This window comes from Kitasatospora sp. NPDC004240 (genome assembly GCF_053603215.1).
Genome location: NZ_JBSGFD010000182.1, coordinates 1 through 16,878, shown reverse-complemented (window position 1 = coordinate 16,878; position 16,878 = coordinate 1). Strand labels below are relative to the sequence as shown.

At 74.5% G+C, this 16,878-nt stretch carries 20 protein-coding genes and 2 pseudogenes; 9 read left to right on the top strand and 13 right to left on the bottom strand.

The window, feature by feature from the left end:
• Positions 1-143: 143 nt before the first annotated feature.
• Positions 144-470: a rhodanese-like domain-containing protein gene (locus tag ACWEQL_RS33735; RefSeq protein WP_452154193.1), complete on the bottom strand. Its 327-nt coding sequence runs from the start codon at positions 468-470 to the stop codon at positions 144-146.
• A gap of 44 nt (positions 471-514) precedes the next feature.
• Here ACWEQL_RS33735 and ACWEQL_RS33730 point away from each other — a divergent pair, with 44 nt between their 5' ends.
• The gene (locus tag ACWEQL_RS33730) at positions 515-1,246 is read left to right on the top strand and encodes a TetR/AcrR family transcriptional regulator (protein ID WP_452154192.1); all 732 of its coding nucleotides are present in this window, start codon (positions 515-517) and stop codon (positions 1,244-1,246) included.
• Here ACWEQL_RS33730 and ACWEQL_RS33725 read toward each other — a convergent pair.
• Positions 1,233-1,844 carry a hypothetical protein gene (locus tag ACWEQL_RS33725; protein ID WP_452154191.1) on the bottom strand — a complete coding sequence of 204 codons (612 nt, stop codon included), beginning with the start codon at positions 1,842-1,844 and terminating at the stop codon, positions 1,233-1,235. The two genes, ACWEQL_RS33730 and ACWEQL_RS33725, sit on opposite strands and share 14 nt — an antisense overlap.
• Before the next feature lie 262 nt (positions 1,845-2,106).
• Entirely contained in the window at positions 2,107-2,607 is a 501-nt protein-coding gene (locus ACWEQL_RS33720; RefSeq protein ID WP_452154190.1) for a MarR family winged helix-turn-helix transcriptional regulator, read from the bottom strand.
• A gap of 171 nt (positions 2,608-2,778) precedes the next feature.
• Between ACWEQL_RS33720 and ACWEQL_RS33715 the strand changes: the two genes are divergently transcribed.
• Both ACWEQL_RS33715 and ACWEQL_RS33710 read left to right on the top strand, forming a co-directional pair.
• Positions 2,779-3,561 carry a dioxygenase family protein gene (locus ACWEQL_RS33715; RefSeq protein WP_452154189.1) on the top strand — a complete coding sequence of 261 codons (783 nt, stop codon included), beginning with the start codon at positions 2,779-2,781 and terminating at the stop codon, positions 3,559-3,561.
• 310 nt (positions 3,562-3,871) lie between these two features.
• On the top strand, positions 3,872-4,567 hold the full coding sequence (locus ACWEQL_RS33710; RefSeq protein ID WP_452154188.1) for a maleylpyruvate isomerase N-terminal domain-containing protein: 696 nt from the start codon (positions 3,872-3,874) through the stop codon (positions 4,565-4,567).
• A gap of 34 nt (positions 4,568-4,601) precedes the next feature.
• On the opposite strand, the gene ACWEQL_RS33705 is transcribed toward ACWEQL_RS33710, so the two are convergent.
• From ACWEQL_RS33705 to ACWEQL_RS33695, 3 genes are all read right to left on the bottom strand, one after another.
• A complete protein-coding gene (locus ACWEQL_RS33705) occupies positions 4,602-5,048 on the bottom strand; it encodes a VOC family protein (protein ID WP_452154187.1) in 447 nt (148 codons plus the stop codon).
• 120 nt (positions 5,049-5,168) lie between these two features.
• Positions 5,169-5,738, bottom strand: coding sequence for a GNAT family N-acetyltransferase (locus ACWEQL_RS33700; RefSeq protein ID WP_452154186.1), 570 nt, complete (start codon positions 5,736-5,738; stop codon positions 5,169-5,171).
• A complete protein-coding gene (locus tag ACWEQL_RS33695; RefSeq protein ID WP_452154185.1) occupies positions 5,735-6,259 on the bottom strand; it encodes a group II truncated hemoglobin in 525 nt (174 codons plus the stop codon). The genes ACWEQL_RS33700 and ACWEQL_RS33695 overlap by 4 nt, the downstream gene beginning before the upstream one ends.
• 166 nt (positions 6,260-6,425) lie before the next feature.
• Between ACWEQL_RS33695 and ACWEQL_RS33690 the strand changes: the two genes are divergently transcribed.
• The 3 genes and pseudogenes from ACWEQL_RS33690 (at position 6,426) to ACWEQL_RS33680 (ending at position 9,487) form a co-directional block, all read left to right on the top strand.
• The gene (locus ACWEQL_RS33690; RefSeq protein WP_452154184.1) at positions 6,426-7,340 is read left to right on the top strand and encodes an SDR family NAD(P)-dependent oxidoreductase; all 915 of its coding nucleotides are present in this window, start codon (positions 6,426-6,428) and stop codon (positions 7,338-7,340) included.
• 77 nt (positions 7,341-7,417) lie between these two features.
• A pseudogene (locus ACWEQL_RS33685) lies at positions 7,418-7,765 on the top strand (MerR family transcriptional regulator); the annotation flags it as partial.
• Between the two features lie 189 nt (positions 7,766-7,954).
• On the top strand, positions 7,955-9,487 hold the full coding sequence (locus ACWEQL_RS33680; RefSeq protein WP_452154183.1) for an AMP-binding protein: 1,533 nt from the start codon (positions 7,955-7,957) through the stop codon (positions 9,485-9,487).
• An 85-nt stretch (positions 9,488-9,572) separates the two neighbouring features.
• Here the strand turns inward: ACWEQL_RS33680 and ACWEQL_RS33675 are convergent, their stop codons facing one another.
• On the bottom strand, positions 9,573-10,373 hold the full coding sequence (locus ACWEQL_RS33675; protein WP_452154182.1) for a LuxR C-terminal-related transcriptional regulator: 801 nt from the start codon (positions 10,371-10,373) through the stop codon (positions 9,573-9,575).
• Positions 10,374-10,521: 148 nt separating this feature from the next.
• On the opposite strand from ACWEQL_RS33675, the gene ACWEQL_RS33670 reads away from it, so the two are divergent.
• A complete protein-coding gene (locus tag ACWEQL_RS33670) occupies positions 10,522-11,328 on the top strand; it encodes a TIGR03084 family metal-binding protein (protein WP_452154181.1) in 807 nt (268 codons plus the stop codon).
• A 42-nt stretch (positions 11,329-11,370) separates the two neighbouring features.
• Here ACWEQL_RS33670 and ACWEQL_RS33665 read toward each other — a convergent pair whose 3' ends face one another.
• From ACWEQL_RS33665 to ACWEQL_RS33645, 5 genes are all read right to left on the bottom strand, one after another.
• Complete coding sequence (locus ACWEQL_RS33665; RefSeq protein ID WP_452154180.1) at positions 11,371-12,057, bottom strand: DUF4232 domain-containing protein; 687 nt, start codon at positions 12,055-12,057, stop codon at positions 11,371-11,373.
• Between the two features lie 34 nt (positions 12,058-12,091).
• Positions 12,092-12,229 carry a hypothetical protein gene (locus ACWEQL_RS33660; protein WP_452154179.1) on the bottom strand — a complete coding sequence of 46 codons (138 nt, stop codon included), beginning with the start codon at positions 12,227-12,229 and terminating at the stop codon, positions 12,092-12,094.
• 55 nt (positions 12,230-12,284) lie between these two features.
• Positions 12,285-13,532, bottom strand: coding sequence for an RNA polymerase sigma factor (locus tag ACWEQL_RS33655; protein WP_452154178.1), 1,248 nt, complete (start codon positions 13,530-13,532; stop codon positions 12,285-12,287).
• A 13-nt stretch (positions 13,533-13,545) separates the two neighbouring features.
• Entirely contained in the window at positions 13,546-13,947 is a 402-nt protein-coding gene (locus ACWEQL_RS33650) for a YciI family protein (protein ID WP_452154177.1), read from the bottom strand.
• Between the two features lie 124 nt (positions 13,948-14,071).
• Positions 14,072-15,388: an MFS transporter gene (locus ACWEQL_RS33645; RefSeq protein ID WP_452154176.1), complete on the bottom strand. Its 1,317-nt coding sequence runs from the start codon at positions 15,386-15,388 to the stop codon at positions 14,072-14,074.
• Positions 15,389-15,474: 86 nt separating this feature from the next.
• Here ACWEQL_RS33645 and ACWEQL_RS33640 point away from each other — a divergent pair, with 86 nt between their 5' ends.
• On the top strand, positions 15,475-16,257 hold the full coding sequence (locus ACWEQL_RS33640) for a GNAT family N-acetyltransferase (RefSeq protein WP_452154175.1): 783 nt from the start codon (positions 15,475-15,477) through the stop codon (positions 16,255-16,257).
• 41 nt (positions 16,258-16,298) lie between these two features.
• Here ACWEQL_RS33640 and ACWEQL_RS33635 read toward each other — a convergent pair whose 3' ends face one another.
• Positions 16,299-16,466, bottom strand: coding sequence for a CGNR zinc finger domain-containing protein (locus ACWEQL_RS33635; protein WP_452154194.1), 168 nt, complete (start codon positions 16,464-16,466; stop codon positions 16,299-16,301).
• A 321-nt stretch (positions 16,467-16,787) separates the two neighbouring features.
• Between ACWEQL_RS33635 and ACWEQL_RS33630 the strand changes: the two are divergent.
• Positions 16,788-16,878 (top strand): annotated as a pseudogene (locus tag ACWEQL_RS33630) (carbohydrate ABC transporter permease); the annotation flags it as partial.

Genomic DNA, 16,878 nt, shown 5'->3' with positions numbered 1-16,878 from the left:
GGCGCCCGTGGGGGGGGGCCTGTGTTCCAGGCCCCGCCGCACGGGTACGGGGTCGTCCGCCCGGTCACGCGGGAACGGGGTCGTCCGCCCGGTCACGCGGGGACGGCCGGGGACGACCCGACGGCGAGCGGGCGGAGGAGCGGTCAGGAGGTCTCGGTCGGCAGGCCGGCCTCGACCCAGTCCTCGATGCCCTCGCGGTACTTGCGGACGTTGGTGTAGCCGAGCACGGTCAGCCGGTCCGCCACCTGTCCGCTGTTGGGGCAGGCCGGGTTGGAGCAGTAGGTGACGACGGCGGCATCGCGGTCGGGCAGCAGGGTGGGCGCCAGTTCGTCCACGTCGGCCCGTACGAGGGCGACGGCTCCGGGCAGGTGCTGCTCGGCGTAGTAGTCGCCCCCGAGCGTGTCGAGGACGGTCACGCCGCCGGCCTCGATGGCCGCCGCCAGTTCGTCCCGGGTGATGAGTGCGGTCATGCCGCTACCTCCTGAAGGGATCAGATTCGGACTATAGTCCGGTTATGGCTCACGACAGTAACGGACCGCGGTCCGGTTCCGCAATCCCCTCGTCCACCGGCACGCCTTCCGCCGCTTCGCCGTCCACCGGCACCGCGTCCGCCAACACCGCGCCCGCCGGCGTCCCCGTGGAAGCCGGCGTCCCCGTGGAGCTGGAGCTGCTGCGCACTCCCCCGCCCGTCGAACGCGCCGACGCCGCCCGCAACCGGGCCGCCGTACTGGAGGCCGCCGGCCGGCTGTTCGCCGAGCACGGGGTCGAGGCGGTGTCGATGGACCAGATCGCGGCCGCGGCCGGCGTCGGCAAGGGGACGCTCTTCCGCCGCTTCGGCGACAAGTCGGGGCTCGCGGTGGCCCTGCTGGACGCCCGCGAGCGCGAGCTCCAGGAGGCCGTCCTGCGCGGCCCGGCACCGCTCGGCCCGGGAGCGGCGGCGCCGGAACGGCTGGCGGCCTTCGTCGACGCCTACCTGGACTACCTGCTGGAACACCTGGACCTGGTCCGGATGTCGGAGACGGCCTCGCGCGGCGCCCGCTATCGGATCGGGGCGTACCGGTTCTGGCACCGGCACCTGGCGATCCTGCTCGCGGAGACCTCCGCGGACCCCGAGCACGACGCGCACGCACTGCTGGCCCCGCTCGCCGCGGAGCACGTGGCCGCGCTGCTGCCGGAGCTGGGCGAGGAGCGGATCCGGGCGGGAGCGCGGAGGCTCGCCGCCCGGACGGCGCTTAGTAGCAGCTGAACTCCAGGATGGACCCGCTGGACCCGCTGGACCCGCTCGAGGTCGGAGCCGTCACCAGCACCCAGAACCGCTTGCCGGGTCCGTCGAACCTGCCGCGGAGGTGGACGAGTTGACTCTGCCCGTCCTCCAACGTGCCGGATCCCGGGGAGACCACGATCCCGGGCGGCGTGCTGCCCGGGTACGGCGGTGCGGCACCGGGCCTGGCGTCCCGGACCAGGATCGTCCAGCGGATCTTCCCCTTGTACGGGAAGACCTTGAACTCGGTGTCGATCGCGGAGCAGTCGACCCGCTCGCTCCCCTTGGTGCCCCGGAAGGTGGTCTGGACGGAACCGAGGACCTCCGCGGGCCGGGACGTGACCGTGGGCGACGAACCGCCCCCGCTCTTGCCGTTGTTGCCGTTGCTGTTGCCGTTGCTGCCGTTGCTGCCGTTGCTGCCGCTGTCGTTGCTCCCGTTGCCGCCGCTTCCTCCGCCGCTGCTCGACGAGGAGGAGTGGTTGTCCGACGAGGAGCCGAGGTCGATGTCGACGTGATCCCTGACCGCCACGAAGACGACGAACGCCACCAGCGCCGCGGCCACCATGGAGACGAACTGCTTCACGCTACCTTCCCCTCCCGACTTCCCTTCGCCAGAAGGGTGATGGCACGCCAGGAGGGCGGCAAGGGCCGCGGCCCGGAGGTGCCGATACCGCGACCCCGCCGCAAGGGAACCAGGACAAATGACGTCCCGCGGTCAGATCAGCCGCAGGCCCCGGCCCCGGCGGGCTCCAACTGCAGGGTGACCCTCGCGATGCCGAAGTGGCCGCTCACGCAGCCACGCAGCCGGGCCGGCAGATCGGGGCCCGCCGAGCCCACAGCCCCGGTCAGGCCCGGTCGTCCAGGCGCAGCCGGGCGCTGACCTCGCCGAGCCCCTCGGCGAGGACGGCGAGCTGTTCGCGGGTCAGCACGTCGATGAGCAGCTCGCGGACCAGGGCGACGTGGCCGGGGGCGGCCTGCCGCAGGACCTCGCGCCCCTGGTCGGTGAGCTCGGCGAAGACGCCGCGCACGTCACTGGGGCACGAGCGCCGGCCGACCAGGCCCATCCGTTCCAGCTGGGTGACCTGGTAGGTGAGGCCGCTCTTGGAGGTGACCAGCTTGTCGGCGAGCTCGGTCATCCGCAGCGAACCGGCCGGGGCCGCGGAGAGGTGCACCAGCACCTCGTACTGGGTGTGGGAGAGCCCCGAATCCTCCTTGAGCTGGCGTTCCAGCCGACGGTTGAGGAGGTTGCTCGCGACCACGAAGCCCCGCCAGGCGGCCATCTCGTCCGGATCGAGCCAGTTGGGCCCGCCCGCGGAGGGCGGCGAGGACGATGACATGGAGGACATGCGGGAATCGTACTCCTGTTGTTCAAATTCGAACCAAGGTGTACCGTCGAAGTGTCGAGGTTCAAAATTGAACTACTTGACTCGTATCCGATCCACACCCGAGCCGTACTCGACCCGCACTCGACGCGTGTTCGACCCCCAGTCGGCCGCGACCCCACAGAGGAAGGCGCCATGAGCACCGCAGCCCCCGAGCGTATGCCCGCCCTCTACCTCTCCCACGGCGCTCCCCCGCTCGCCGACGACCCGGTCTGGCCCGGCGAGCTGGCCGCCTGGTCCGCCTCGCTGCCGCGCCCGAAGGCCGTCCTGGTCGTCTCCGCCCACTGGGAGGAGGCACCGCTCGCGCTCGGCGCCGTCACCACCGTGCCGTTGGTCTACGACTTCTGGGGCTTCCCCGAGCACTACTACCGGGTGCAGTACGCGGCGCCCGGCGCGCCCGAGCTCGCCGAACGGGTGCGCAAGCTGCTGCGCGCGCCCGGCACGCCCGTCCAGGACATCCCCGACCGCGGACTGGACCACGGCGCCTACGTGCCGCTGGTCGAGATGTTCCCGGAGGCGGACGTCCCCGTCCTCCAGATCTCGATGCCCACCCTGGACCCTCAGCGACTGCTGGAGATCGGCCGTCGACTCGCCCCGCTGCGCGACGAGGGCGTCCTGATCATCGGCAGCGGCTTCTTCACCCACAACCTGCGCGCGCTCAGCTCCGACGGACGGGTGACCTCCGTGATGGCCGAGTTCGACGACTGGGGCCGGCGCGCCCTGGACGCCCAGGACCTGGACGCCCTGCTGGACTTCGAGCACAAGGCCCCGGCCGGACGGCTCGCCCACCCGCGCACCGAGCACTTCGCCCCGCTGTTCGTCACCCTGGGCGCCGGCGAGGCCGACCTCGGCAGCCAGCGCAGCGTCATCGACGGCTTCTGGATGGGGCTGGCCAAGCGGTCCGTCCAGCTGGGCTGAGCCGCACGGCCGGTCCGCCCGCCGCCCGTGCGGATGCTGTCGGCGCCGGGGCCGGGCCCAGGGCGGGGCCGGGGCGGGGGCCGGGGCCGGTGGGCGCGACTGGCACTGGGACCGGCGGCGGGGCGTGGGCATACGGCCGGGCGGGTAGTCGGGCTCTGTGGCGAATGGTGACGATGGGCTGAACGTTCACGATGTGGTGAAGCGTCACGGTGGCATGAACGGTGGAAATGTGGTGAGCATTCACGTTCACGTGAACGGTGACGTTTCAGCAGATGATCGCGATCAATTGAACGTTGGCGAAGAGGTGAACGTGAGCGACCGGGTGAACGAGGGCGGGAGCGTGAACGGTCGCGATGAGGTGATCAAGGGCGCCAAGGTGAACGACAGCGCCGACGTGAACGCCGTCGATGTTCTGAACGGTGACCACGTCAGGGCCGCACTCGGCGAAACGCTCACGCTGCTGCGCCCCATGGCCGACTCGGCGCGCTGGGACGAGCCCGCCGGGCCGCTGGAGTGGAGTTGCCGGGAGACCGCCGTCCACATCGCACACGACCTGCTCGCGTACGCCGGGCAGCTCGCCGGACGCCCGGAACACGGGTACCTGCCCTTCGACCTCACCGTGCCGGCGACGGCCGGACCGGCGGAGGTGCTGGAGGTACTGGCCGCCTGCGGGCGGTTGCTGGCCACGGCGCTGGACGCGGCCCCACCCGGGCTGCGGGCGTGGCACTACGGCCCCTGCGACCCGCCGGGCTTCGCCGCGATGGGCGTCGCCGAACTGCTGCTGCACACCCATGACATCGCGGGCGGGCTGGTCCTCGACTGGCGGCCGCCCACGAATCTCGCCGCGGCCGCGCTGACGCGGCTGTTCCCGGACGCGCCGGAGATCGGGCCGGAGATCGGGCCGGACGCCGGGCCCGCCGAGGTGCTGCTCTGGTGCACCGGGCGGGCGGAACTGGCTGGCCGCCCGCGTCGGACCTCGTGGTCCTGGCGGGCGGCCGTGGAGTGAACGCGTGCGAGGAGCGCGCCGGGGCGGACGAACGTCAGGCGGCGGACTCGGCCTGCGCAGCGGGCTCGACCGGCTCCGCGGCCCCCTGTTCGGTGGACTCCCGCTCGGTGGACTCCCGCTCGGCGATGCTGCGCTCGACGCAGAACTCGTTGCCCTCGATGTCCGCGAGCGTGACCCAGCCCTTGCCGTCCGGCCGCCGGTGGTCGCCGACCAGCGTGGCACCCAGTGCGAGCAGGCGCTCCACCTCCTCGTCCCGGGTGCGGTCCTGCGGCTGGATGTCCAGGTGCACGCGGTTCTTCACCGTCTTGCCCTCGGGCACCTCGATGAACAGCAGCCCGGCGCCCTCCGTCGCGACCAGCACCTCGGGGTCACCGGGCAGGTCGTCCTCGGAGACCGAGCTGTTCAGCACCTGGGCCCAGAACTCACCGAGCTTGTAGGCGTCGGCGCAGTCGATCGTCACGTGTCGCACAAGAGAAGCCATGGGAGCCACTGTGACCGGCTCCCCCGCCCAGGTCCAGCAGTTATCGCCGGCCGGCCTCGGGGCCTCCCTCGGAGCGAGGCCCCGAGGCCGGTCAGCACCGTCCCGGCACCACCCCAGGGGTCAGCGCGGCGCCGCCGCCCGGGTGTGGAGGTGGCCGTCCAGCGGGAACGGCGGGTGGGCGGGGATCACGCGTTCCAGCACGTAGCCGGCCTTCTCGGCCACCCGGCAGGAGGCCGGGTTGTCCACCTGGTGCAGCAGGTCGAGCCGGGTCAGCCCGTCGTCCGCGAAGGTCTCGAACGCCCAGTCGGTGAGCAGGTCCACGGCGTGCGGCGCGACACCGCGGCCACGGGCGTGGGCGGCCGTCCAGTAGCCGACGTCGGCGTGGCGGTAGGCGCCGGGACCGAGCTTGAGCACCACGTTGGCGACCAGCCGCTCCCCCGCCCGGTCGTCCGCCACCGGCTCCACGACCGCGAAGCTGTACCGCTCCCCGGCCGCCCGCCCCTCCCGCTGCGTCTCCAGCCAGCGGGCGGCCTCCGCCTCGTCCGTCACCCCCTGCCGTGTCCACTGCCGCAGCACCGGGTCCCGGTAGACCTCGATCAGTGCGGGCACGTCCTCGTCCCGCCACTCGCGCAGCCTCAGGCCGGTGCGGGTACCGGTGCCGGTACCCGCACCGGCCTGCGTCGCGCTCACTTCAGGCCTTCCCAGCCCCAGCGGGGCGTCGGCCCGGGGTCGCCCAGGTCGGTGCCGGGCGGGGTGGCCGAGACGCTCTTCGCGATCTTGGTGCCCCAGTCGAAGTACTCCACCACCCGGCGGCGCAGCAGTTCGTCCGCCGGCAGTTCCTTCTCGACGGCGGCGGTCATCAGCTCCATCCAGCGGGCGCGCTGCTCCTCGGTGATGGACAGGCCGAGGTGCGAGCGGAGCAGCGCCTGGTGGCCGCCGAGCTCGGCGGTGAACCGGTCCGGGCCGCCGAAGATCTCGGCGAGCCAGACCGCGACGTGCTCGATGTGGGTCCGGGTGAAGTCGGCGAAGACGGGCGCCAGCAGCGGATCGGCGAGCACACCCTCGTAGAAGGTGTTGCTCAGGCGTCGCAGCGCCTCGATCCCGCCGATGGCCTCGTAGAGGTTCTCCCGCCCTTCGCCGGGGTTCGGCCCGGCGCCGATCGGGTCGGTGTTCGTGGTCGGTTCGGTGTTCGTGGTCGGTTCGTCGCTCATCCGTGAGCTCCCCCGTGAGTGTTCGTTTCCCTCCTTCCTACCAGCCGGCGCGCCCGAATCCCCGCTCCAGGAAGGACTGTTCGCCCCCGGCACAGCAACCGGAGGAGGATCTTCACCCGACCGGGCTTGACCTTGCCGCCGGCGGCAGGGTCGGAGGCTGACGGCCATGAACCCCTCCACGCCGGATTCCTCCACCGCACCGCTCCCCGCCCCGCTCGCATCGCTCCCCACCCCGCCGCGGCCCTCCCGTGTCGTCCTGGTCACCGGGGGTGGTACCGGCATCGGCCGGGCCACCGCCCGGGCCTTCGCCGAGGACCCCGCCCGGGCCTTCGCCGAGGACCCCGCCCGGGCCTTCGCCGAGGACTCCGCCCGGGACTCCGCGCCCGCCGACGCCGCCAGGGGCGCGGCCACCACCACGGGCGTACGGGTCGTGGTGGTCGGACGGCGCCCCGGACCGCTCGACGAAACCGCCGCCGCCTCCGACCGGATCGGCACCCTGACCGCCGACCTCACCGCGCCCGGCGCCCCGGAGGCGGTCGTCGCCGCCGTGCTGGAGCGGTACGGCCGGCTCGACGTCCTGGTGAACAACGCCGGGATCGTCCGCGGCGCCCCGCTCGGCGGGCTCACCGCGGAGGCCGTCGCGGCCCAGCTGGCCACCAACCTGACCGCCCCCGCCCTGCTCACCCAGGCCGCGCTGCCCGCGCTGACGGCCTCGCGCGGGGTGGTCGTCAACGTCACCACCTCCGTCGGCCAGCGCGCCTGGCCGGGCAACGCGCTGTACGCGGGGAGCAAGGCCGCCCTCGAAGTGGTCACCCGCAGCTGGGCGGTGGAGCTGGCGCCGCTGGGGATCCGGGTGGTCGCGGTGGCGCCCGGGGCGGTCGACACCCCGATCGGCGAGCACTCCGGGCTCACCCCCGAGCAGCGGGAGGCCGTCCGGCGGTGGCAGCTCGCCCACACGCCGCTCGGCCGGATCGGCCGCCCGGAGGAGGTGGCCTGGGCGATCACGCGGCTGGCCGACCCGGGGGCCTCGTTCGTCACCGGAGTAGTCTTGCCGGTGGACGGCGGCGCCGTCGTGGCATGAGAGGCCCACCCGCCACCGGCGACCCGCCCGACAGGGGTGGACCGGGCGCGAGGTGACGGACCTTCGGGGAGCGGGCGATGCGGATCGGCGAACTGGCACGGACCACCGGCTGCACCGCCCGCGCCCTGCGCCACTACGAGCAGGCCGGCCTGATCGCCTCCGAGCGTGCCCCCAACGGCTACCGGGTGTACGGCGGTTCGGCGGCCGTGCGGGTCCGCAACATCCGCGGACTGCTGGCCGCCGGGCTCACCCTGGAGGACGTCCGGCACTTCCTGCCCTGCCTGGACGGCGACGTCCTGGCGGGGCCCGCCTCGGCGCGGGCGCTGCGGATCGCCCGCGAGCGGCTGGCCGTCATCGACGAGCGGATCGCCGCCCAGACCGCCGCCCGCGACCGGCTGGCGGCCACCCTGGCCGCCGCCGAAGCCACGCCCGCCGAAGCCCCGCCCGCCTCACCCCCGCCCGCCGATCCCACCGAACTCACCGGGCATGCCGAACCCACCCAGCACGCCCAGCCTTCCGAACCCGCCGCCGAAGGGCGGTCCGTGGCGCTCCCGTACGGGTGACACCCCCGATCGGGGGTGTGCGGCGGGCGGCCGGAGGAGGACAGTGGGCGCATGCAGATTCCACTCTCCGTGATGGACTTCCTCGACCGGGCCGAGCTGGTCTACGGCGACCGGGTCGGCATCGTCGACGAGCCGGTGCAGCCGGCCGCATCCTGGGGCGAGCTCAGCTACCGGCGGATCGCCGAGCTGGCGCGGGCGCAGGCCGCCGGGCTGGACCGGCTGGGCGTCGGGCCGGGCGAACGGGTCGCGGTCGTGTCGCACAACTCGGCGCGGCTGATGACCTCGATGTTCGGCGTGAGCGGGTACGGCCGGGTGCTGGTGCCGGTGAACTTCCGGCTGAGGGCCGAGGAGGTGTCGTACATCGTCGAGCAGAGCGGCGCGTCCGTGCTGCTGGTCGATCCCGAGCTCGCCGAGCCGCTGGCCGGGGTCACGGCCCCGCACACGTTCGTCATCGGCGCCGAGAGCGACGCGCTGCTGTACGACTTCGACAACGCCCCCGAGCGGTTCGCGATCGCCGAGTCGGACACCGCGACGATCAACTACACCAGCGGAACCACCGCCCGCCCCAAGGGCGTTCAGCTCACCCACCGCAACATCTGGCTGAACGCCATGCTGATGGGCCTGCACTTCGGGGCGAGCGACCGGGACGTCTACCTGCACACCCTGCCGATGTTCCACGCCAACGGCTGGGGCCTGCCGTTCTCGCTGACCGGGCTGGGCGCGCAACACATCGTGCTGCGGAAGGTGGACGGCGCGGAGATCCTGCGCCGGGTGGAGCGGCACGGGGTGACGTTCCTGTGCGGCGCCCCCGCGGTGGTCCAGATGGTGCTGGACGCGGCCGCCGACTGGGACGGGCCGGTGCCCGGCCGCGACCGGGTGCGGATCATCGTGGCCGGCGCGCCGCCGCCGACCACCGTGGTGGAGCGCATCGAGTCCGAACTCGGCTGGGAGTTCATGCAGATCTACGGTCTGACCGAGACCTCGCCGGTGGTGACGGTCAACCGTTCGCGCTCCGAGTGGGACGGACTGCCCTCCGCCGAACGGGCCGAGCGGCTGGTGCGGGCGGGCGCGCCGGCGATCGGCAACCAGGTACGGGTGGACCCGCAGGGCGAGGTGCTGGTGCGCTCCAACGTCGTCCTGGAGGGCTACTGGCAGCAGCCGAAGGAGACCGCCGAGGCGATCCGGGACGACTGGTTCCACACCGGGGACGGCGGCACCCTCGTCGACGGCTACCTGACCATCTCGGACCGGAAGAAGGACGTCATCATCAGCGGCGGGGAGAACGTCTCCTCGATCGAGGTGGAGGACTGCCTGTACGGGCACCCGGCGGTGGCCGAGGTCGCGGTGATCGGCGTGCCGGATGAGAAGTGGGGCGAGACGGTCAAGGCGCTGGTGGTGCTCAAGCCGGGCCGGGAGGCCGACGAGGCGGAGCTGATCGCGCACTGCAAGGAGCGGCTGGCGGGCTACAAGTCCCCGACCTCGGTGGAGTTCCGGGACGCGCTGGCCAGGACCGCCACCGGCAAGCTGCAGAAGTTCCGGCTGCGCGAGCAGTACTGGGCGGGACGGGACCGGCAGGTCAACTGACCGCGCCGGCCCGGAACGGAACGATCCGGGCCGGGTCCGGGCCGGGCCAGGCACAGGCACAGGCCGGCCCGGACCCGGAGCAGGCTCAGAGCAGGCCGGACTCCCGTGCCGCGAGGGCGAGTTCGGTGCGGTTGCGGACGCCGAGCTTGTGCATGGCGCTCTTCAGGTAGCCGGTCACGGTGTTGCGGGTGAGACCGAGCTGGGCGGCGATCTCCGGGTTGGTCCGGCCGGTCGCCGCCCAGCGCAGCACCTCGTGCTCGCGCCGGGTCAGGGCACCCGCCGGGGCGGCGGCCCGCGGTACGGGTCCGCGCCAGGCGGCGGCGCCGGCCAGCGCCCGGGTGGCGGTCGCGGCGAGTTCGCCGACGGCCGCGATCCGGACGTCGCCGAACGGCACCACGGCCCGCAGCGAGGCGTACACCACGCCGTACACGGTGCCGTCGTGCAGCAGCGGGACGGTGAGCATCGCGTACAGGTCCTCGGCGGTGACCGCGGCGTCGTAGTGGTGGGAGATCGTGGTGGCGGCACGGTAGTCGGGCACCCAGGTGGGGGCGCGTTCGGCCAGTGCCCGGCCGCCGAGGCCGGTGCCGGCCGGGACGGCGAGGTCGTGCAGCAGGTCGGCCCGGGTGCCGGCCCAGTGGCGCAGCACGATGCCGGCCGGGCCACCGGATCCGCCGGCGGTGCGCTCGGGCACGCCGACCAGGCCGACGTCGGCCCCGCAGTCGGCGACCACCCGGCGGGCGAGGTCCCCGAGGACGGCGTCCCGGACCAGCTCGGCGGCGCGGGCGGCGAGACCGTCCGGGGCGAGGCCGGCCCGCGCAGGGGTGCCCGGGGCGAGGGTGCACGGGACGGTGGTGCGCGGGGAGGGGGTGGCCGCGGCCGTTCTCATCGCGCGATTCTCACACGCAGTGGGGCCGCTGACGAGAGGCCTGACGCGCGTTCCCCGGAGGGGTCCGGTGAGCGGGACGGCGGTTCCGCGGACCCGCCGGGTGGGGAGTATCCGGGAAGGTCCCGGAGTGCTGGAGAGGGGATGAACCATGGCGGACGTGGACGCTCTGCGGTCCGAGGTGCTGGCCGATCTGCGGGCCGAGAGCGAGGAGCTGGACGCCCTGGTGGCCGGTCTGGTGCCGGACGCCTGGGCGGCGCCGACCCCGGCGGAGGGGTGGACGATCGCGCACCAGATCGCGCACCTGGCGTGGACGGACGACTGGGCGGCGCTGTCGGCCCGGGACCCGGAGGGCTTCGCCGAGCGGTCCGGGCGGGTCTTCGGGGACCTGGTCGCGGGCGGCGTGGACCCGGTGGAGGAGGGCGCGGCCCGCGGCGCGGACATCGATCCCCCGGAGCTGCTGGCCCGCTGGCGGGCCGGGCGGGAGGAGGTGCTGGCGGCGCTGGGCGGGGCCCCGGCGGACGCCCGGCTGCCGTGGTTCGGCCCGCCGATGAAGCCGGCGTCGATGGCGACGGCGCGGCTCATGGAGACCTGGGCGCACGGGCAGGACGTCGCGGACGCGCTCGGCGTGTCGCGGGCGCCGTCGGCCCGGCTGCGGCACATCGCGCACCTGGGGGTGCGCACGATGGGCTTCGCGTTCACCCTGCACGGGCTGCCGGTGCCGCAGGCGCCGGTCCGGGTGGAGCTGTCCGGTCCGGACGGCGGGTCGTGGACCTGGGGCCCGCCCGACGCGGCCGACCGGGTGAGCGGCCCCGCGCTGGACTTCTGCCTGCTGGTCACCCAGCGCCGGCACCGGGACGACCTGGCCCTGACCGCCACGGGGGAGACGGCGCTGGCCTGGCTCCCGATCGCCCAGGCCTTCGCGGGCGCGCCGGGCAAGGGACGGCAGGCGTCCTGACCCGCGCGGCACACCTCGGCCGTACGGTCCGCGCGGCGCGGTTCACCGCACGCTGTACGGGCCCCAGGCGCTGATGCCGAGCTTGCCGGTGGTGCCCAGGTCGAGGTGGGCGGGGACCTCGTAGCGGGTGCGGCCGGGGGCGGCGGTGATCTCCAGGTACCGTCCTTCGTCGGAGGGCTTGTCGCCCATGTCGGCGGTGTTGCGCCAGACCAGCCCGAAGGTGGCGCTCTCGCCGGGCTTGAGGGTCACCTTCCTGGCACCGGGGTCGAAGCTCGGCAGGACGGCGATGCCCATGGTCCCGTGGCCGACGTTGATGTCGAGCGGCTTGTGCTCGGCGTCCAGGACGCGGACCGTGGGGTAGCCGTTGAGGGTGAGGGCGGCGGTGCCGCAGTTGGTCAGCTGGACGCCGAGCACCCGCAGGCCCATGGCCGCGTTGCCCTCGTCGGCCGCCATCGTGATCCCGTCCGGCGAGCAGGTGGCGGTCGGGGTGGGGGTGGCGGTGGGGGTCGGCGTCCTCAGCGTATCGGGCGTGACGATCCCCCCGGTGAACCGGGAGGCCGACGCGGCCGGGGCCGGGGCGCCACCCGCCGGGCCCGACGCGTGGGTGCTGCCGCAGCCGGCGGCGAGCGCCGTGAGCGCGAGCAGCGCGCCCACCCGGAGGACCGCCGGTGTACGAGGGACGCGGCCCGCCGGTGTACGGGGAGCGCGGCTCTGGGGTATCGAATCCATGGATCGATCATGGCACGAACCATCCGACGCCCCCTCACCTCCCGTGCCGTACAAGGCGGCACACCCCGATCCGCAGCGGGGCCGGCCGGGTGGCGACCAGGTCGGTGGCGCCGCGGTCGCGTTCGATGTGCCCGTAGACCGGCAGCCCGGCCGGTCCAGGGCCGTCCGCCACCGGGACTCCCGGTCGGCGCCCCGGCCACTACGCCCCGGCCACCACGCCGCGGCCGCTACGCGTCGGCGGCGAGGCGGGCGGCGCAGAGGGTGAGGTGGTGACGCTCCGGAAGGCTGGCGGTACGGGCCGCCGCGGCGCGGTAGTCGGCGACGGCCGCGGCCCGGTCGCCGGCCAGGGCGTGCAGATGGGCGCGGACCGCGTAGTAGCGGTGATGCCCGCTCAGCGAACCCCCCGCGGAGGCGAGTTCGGCGAGGCCCGCGGCCGGACCGTGCACCATCGCGGTGGCGACGGCCCGGTTCAGGACGATCAGCGGATTGTCGGAGATCCGCTCCAGGACCCCGTACAGCGCGAGGATCTGCGGCCAGTCGGTCCGCTCCGCCGTCGGGGCCTCGTCGTGGACGGCCGCGATCGCCGCCTGCACCTGGTACGGGCCGACCGGGCCCACCGGGAGGGCGGCGGTGATCAGCGCGATCCCCTCGGCGATGGCGTCGGCGTCCCAACGGGTGCGGTCCTGCTCGGCGAGCGGGACGAGTTCGCCGTCCGGGGTGGTGCGGGCCGGGCCGCGGGCCTCGGTGAGCAGCATGAGGGCGAGCAGCCCGGCCACCTCACCGTCGTCCGGGAGTATCGCGTGCACCGCCCGGGTGAGCCGGATCGCCTCGCGGGAGAGCTCGACGCGCCGCAGGTCGGGGCCGGCGCTGCTGGCGTACCCCTCGTTGAAGATCAGGTACAGCACGTGCAGCACCGCGTCCAGCCGGGCCGGCCACTCCCCGGCGCCGGGGCGGCGGAACGGCACCCCGGAGGCCTTGATCCGCTGCTTGGCCCGGCTGATCCGCTGCCCCATGGTGGCCTCCGGCACCAGGAAGGCACGGGCGATCTCACCGGTCGTCAGGCCGCCCACCGAGCGCAGGGTGAGCGCGATCGCCGAGGCGGACGACAGCGAGGGGTGGCAGCAGAGGAAGAGCAGGGTCAGGGTGTCGTCCCGGGCGGCCGGGTCCTCGGCGTCGGCGGGCGGGGCCGCCAGCCGGTCGGCGGGCTCCCGGCCCGCGACCAGGTCCTCCCGGCGCCGGCGGGCCCGCTCGCTGCGGACCTGCTCGGTCATCCGGCGATTGGCCACCTGGATCAGCCAGCCGCGCGGGTTCGTCGGCAGTCCCTCCCGCGGCCACTGGGTCGCGGCGTCGAGCAGGGCCTCCTGGACGGCGTCCTCGGCGGTGGCGAAGTCGCCGTAGCGGCGGGTGAGCACGCCGACGACCTGCGGCGCGAGGCTGCGCAGCAGGTCGTCGACGGCGACGTCGGGAGGGGTCACGGCTCCCGGGGGCTCACTGCTCGGTGGGCGGCGCCGACATCACCCGACGCACCTCGATCGGCATGTTCAGCGGCTCACCGCGCGGGCCGGGCGCGGCGGAGACGGTGGCGGCGATCTCGATGGCCCGCCGCTCGTCCTCGCAGTCCACGATCCACCAGCCGGCCACCCACTCCTTGCTCTCCGGGAACGGGCCCTCGGTCACCACCGGCGCTCCCCCGCTGTGCGAGCGCACGATCCGGGCCGTCTCCGGCATCGCCAGCCCCTGCGCGTCGACCAGTTCACCGGCCTCGGCGAGCTCGCGGTTGGCGTCGTGCATGAACTGGATGTGGGCCTGGATCTCCTCCGGCTTCCACGTGTCGAGGCCGGGGAAGTCGGCGGTCTTCTCACTGAACTGCATCAGCAGCATGTACTTCATGGTGATCGCTCCTCGTAGGTCTCCCGCGTCCCACCGGAGGGACGCTCTCACGGGTGGGTAGAGACACGCCCGGCGATTTCGACATCCCCGGCGAAGTTTTCCCGGAAAGTTTTCCGGCCCCCGGTCACCCCCGCGGGAGCGGCGTCCCGGCGGCGGGGGCGGGGGCGGGGGCCTCCGCGGCGGTGGCCACCGGGGCGGCGTCGGCCGGGAGCTGGTCGGGGAGGGTGCGGCGGTGACGCAGGGGGGACAGGTGGACCGGGAGGAAGCCGGTGGCCAGCAGGACGCCGCCGAGCCAGAGGGTGGGGTGGAGGCCCGCCAGTTCGCCGAGGAGGCCGGCGAGGGCGGCGCCGACCGCCATGGCGCCGGTGAGCAGGAAGCGGAAGGTGGCGTTCATCCGGCCGAGCAGGGCGTCGGGGGTCATCCGCTGGCGCAGGGTGACGCCGAGGACGTTGTCCGTACCGGTCTTGAACAGGCAGATCAGCCAGCCGAGGCCGGCGAGGAGGAGCCGGGGGCCGTCGTCGATCAGCGGGACGAGCAGGCCGGCGGGGGCCGCGCAGAGCCCGACCAGGCCGAGGGTGCGACCGGGGCCGAGCCGGGCGGCGATCGGACGGGCGCAGCGGGAGCCGAGCAGCACACCGAGGCCGCCGACCGCCCAGAACAGGCCCAGGGCGCCGGCGGGCAGGCCAAGTTCACGGACGAACAGCACCGGGAGCAGGGTGTTGACGATCTGGAAGCCCAGGTTGGTGAGGGCGGCGGTGAGCGCGAGGGCGCGCAGTTCGGGGTTGCCCAGGACGTGGCGCAGGCCCTCGGCGATCCGGCCGGCCAGGCCGCCGGCGGGGCCGGGGGCGGCGGGCTGCTCGGGGGTGTGGCGCAGGGTGAGCAGGCGCAGCGCAGCGCCGAGGTGGCTGAGCGCGGTGACGACGATCGCGACGGGGGCGGTGAGCAGTTGGACGAGCGCTCCGCCGACGCCGCGGCCGCCGATGTTGGCGGCGGCCATCATGCCGACCACGGCGGCGTTGGCCTGCACCAGGTGGCCGCGGCCGATGAGTCGGGGCAGCACGCTCTGCGAGGCGACGTCGCAGAACACGGTGGCGCAGCCGCTCAGCAGGGCGACGGCGTACAACTGCCAGAGGGTGAGCGCGTCCAGCCACCAGGCGAGCGGGACGGAGGCGTACAGGGCGGCCCGCGCCAGGTCCGCGACGATCATGACGCGACGTTGGCGCATCCGGTCGACCCAGGCGCCGGCGGGCAGGCCGATGAGCAGGAAGGCGGCGGTGCTCAGGGTGGCCAGCGCGCCGACCTGGCCCGCCCCGGCGTCCAGCGCGGTCACGGCGATCAGGGGGACGGCGAGGTAGCCGACGTTGGTGCCGAGCTGGGCGAGCGTGGCGCTGTCGAACAGGGCCCGGAAGTCGGGGTTCCGCCAGAGTGATTCGGGTCGCATGGCGTGATCATGGCCCGTCGTGGCGGGTCGGGGCCACGGAATTCGAGTAACTGACTAAAGCTGATTAGTAGGTTACAGTCGCTGTCATGGTGGAGCGACTGCGGCCCTCGACGGCCGAACTGGTACGGAGTTGGCAGCCCGGGTGGGGGCTCTGCCGGGAGCTGGGGCCGGCCCGCGAGGTCGCGGACGGCGACGCGCTGGAGGTCGCGCTCGGACTTCCGGGGCGCAGCCGGGAGGTGTTCGCGCTGCGGGCCGACGAGGACCCGGCCTCGGTGGACCGGCTGGCGGCCCGGGTGGCCGGGGCGGGGCCGGACGAACCGGCCTGGCTGACGGTGGTGACCCGGCGCCCCGAGGCCGCGGGCCCGCTGCTCGCCTCCGCCGGGCTGGCCCTGCTGGGCGCGCCGGAGCGGATGATGACCGTGAGGCTGGCCGGTCACCCCGCGCCGGCCGTGCCCGCGCCCTACCGGGTGCAGACCCGGGTGCGGCCGGCGCGGGCGGACGGCTCCGGCACGGTGGTCGAGTGCCGGGTGACCCACCCCGATGACGACCCGGACGCCCTCCCGGACGGCGGCACCGGCGACGGCACCGTAGGCGGCTCCGACGACGACGGGGCGGCTGCGAGCGGGTTGATGGGCGTGGCGGGGCCGTACGCGGTGGCGCACCGGATCCGCACCGCGCCGGCCCACCGGCGGCGCGGGCTGGCCAGCGTGGTGATGGCCGGGCTGGTCCGGGAGGCGGCCGCCCTCGGCGCGGCGCACGGACTGCTGATCGCCAGCCCGGAGGGCGAGCGGCTGTACACCTCGCTGGGCTGGACCGACCGGGCGGCCGTGCTGACCGCCCGGCTCGCGCCCCCGCCGGACCGGGGATGACCCGACGTCAGGGACGGCCCCGCGCCAGGGGCGACCCGGCGTCAGGCGCCCGCGGCGCGGGCGCGGTGGGCGGCGACCTTGGTGCGGTTCTGGCAGGCCTGCGAGCAGTAGCGCTGGGCATGGTTGCGGGTGGCGTCGAGGAAGAGCTCCTCGCAGCGGACGGCCTGGCAGCGGCGCAGCCGCTCGGCGGCCTCGCTGCCGAGCAGCATCGCCACGGCGGTGGCCAGGTCGGCCAGCCGGCCGGCCGCTCCGGCGGCGGGCGGGGCGAAGTGCAGGTGCCAGGGTTCGGCGTCGTGGCGGACCAGCCGCGGCGCGGCGCGGGTGCCGTCGAGCAGGCCGTTGACGATGTCGGCGGCGGCGTCCCGGCGGCCCGCCACCAGGTGGTCGAGCGCCGTGTACAGCTCGGCGCCGCCGGCCGTCAGCGCGCGCAGGGCCGACTCGTCCACGGCGGGCGGGCGCCGGGTGACCAGGCGCAGCACGGCCACCGCGTCCTCGGCGGCGGGCCGGGGGGCCGGGCGGCCCCGGCGGTGGACCACCTGCAGTCCGTGGTGCTGCCCTCGCTGGTCGCCGCGTTCGGTGTGTTCTTCATGCGCCAGTACCTGCTGGAGGCGCTGCCGGTGG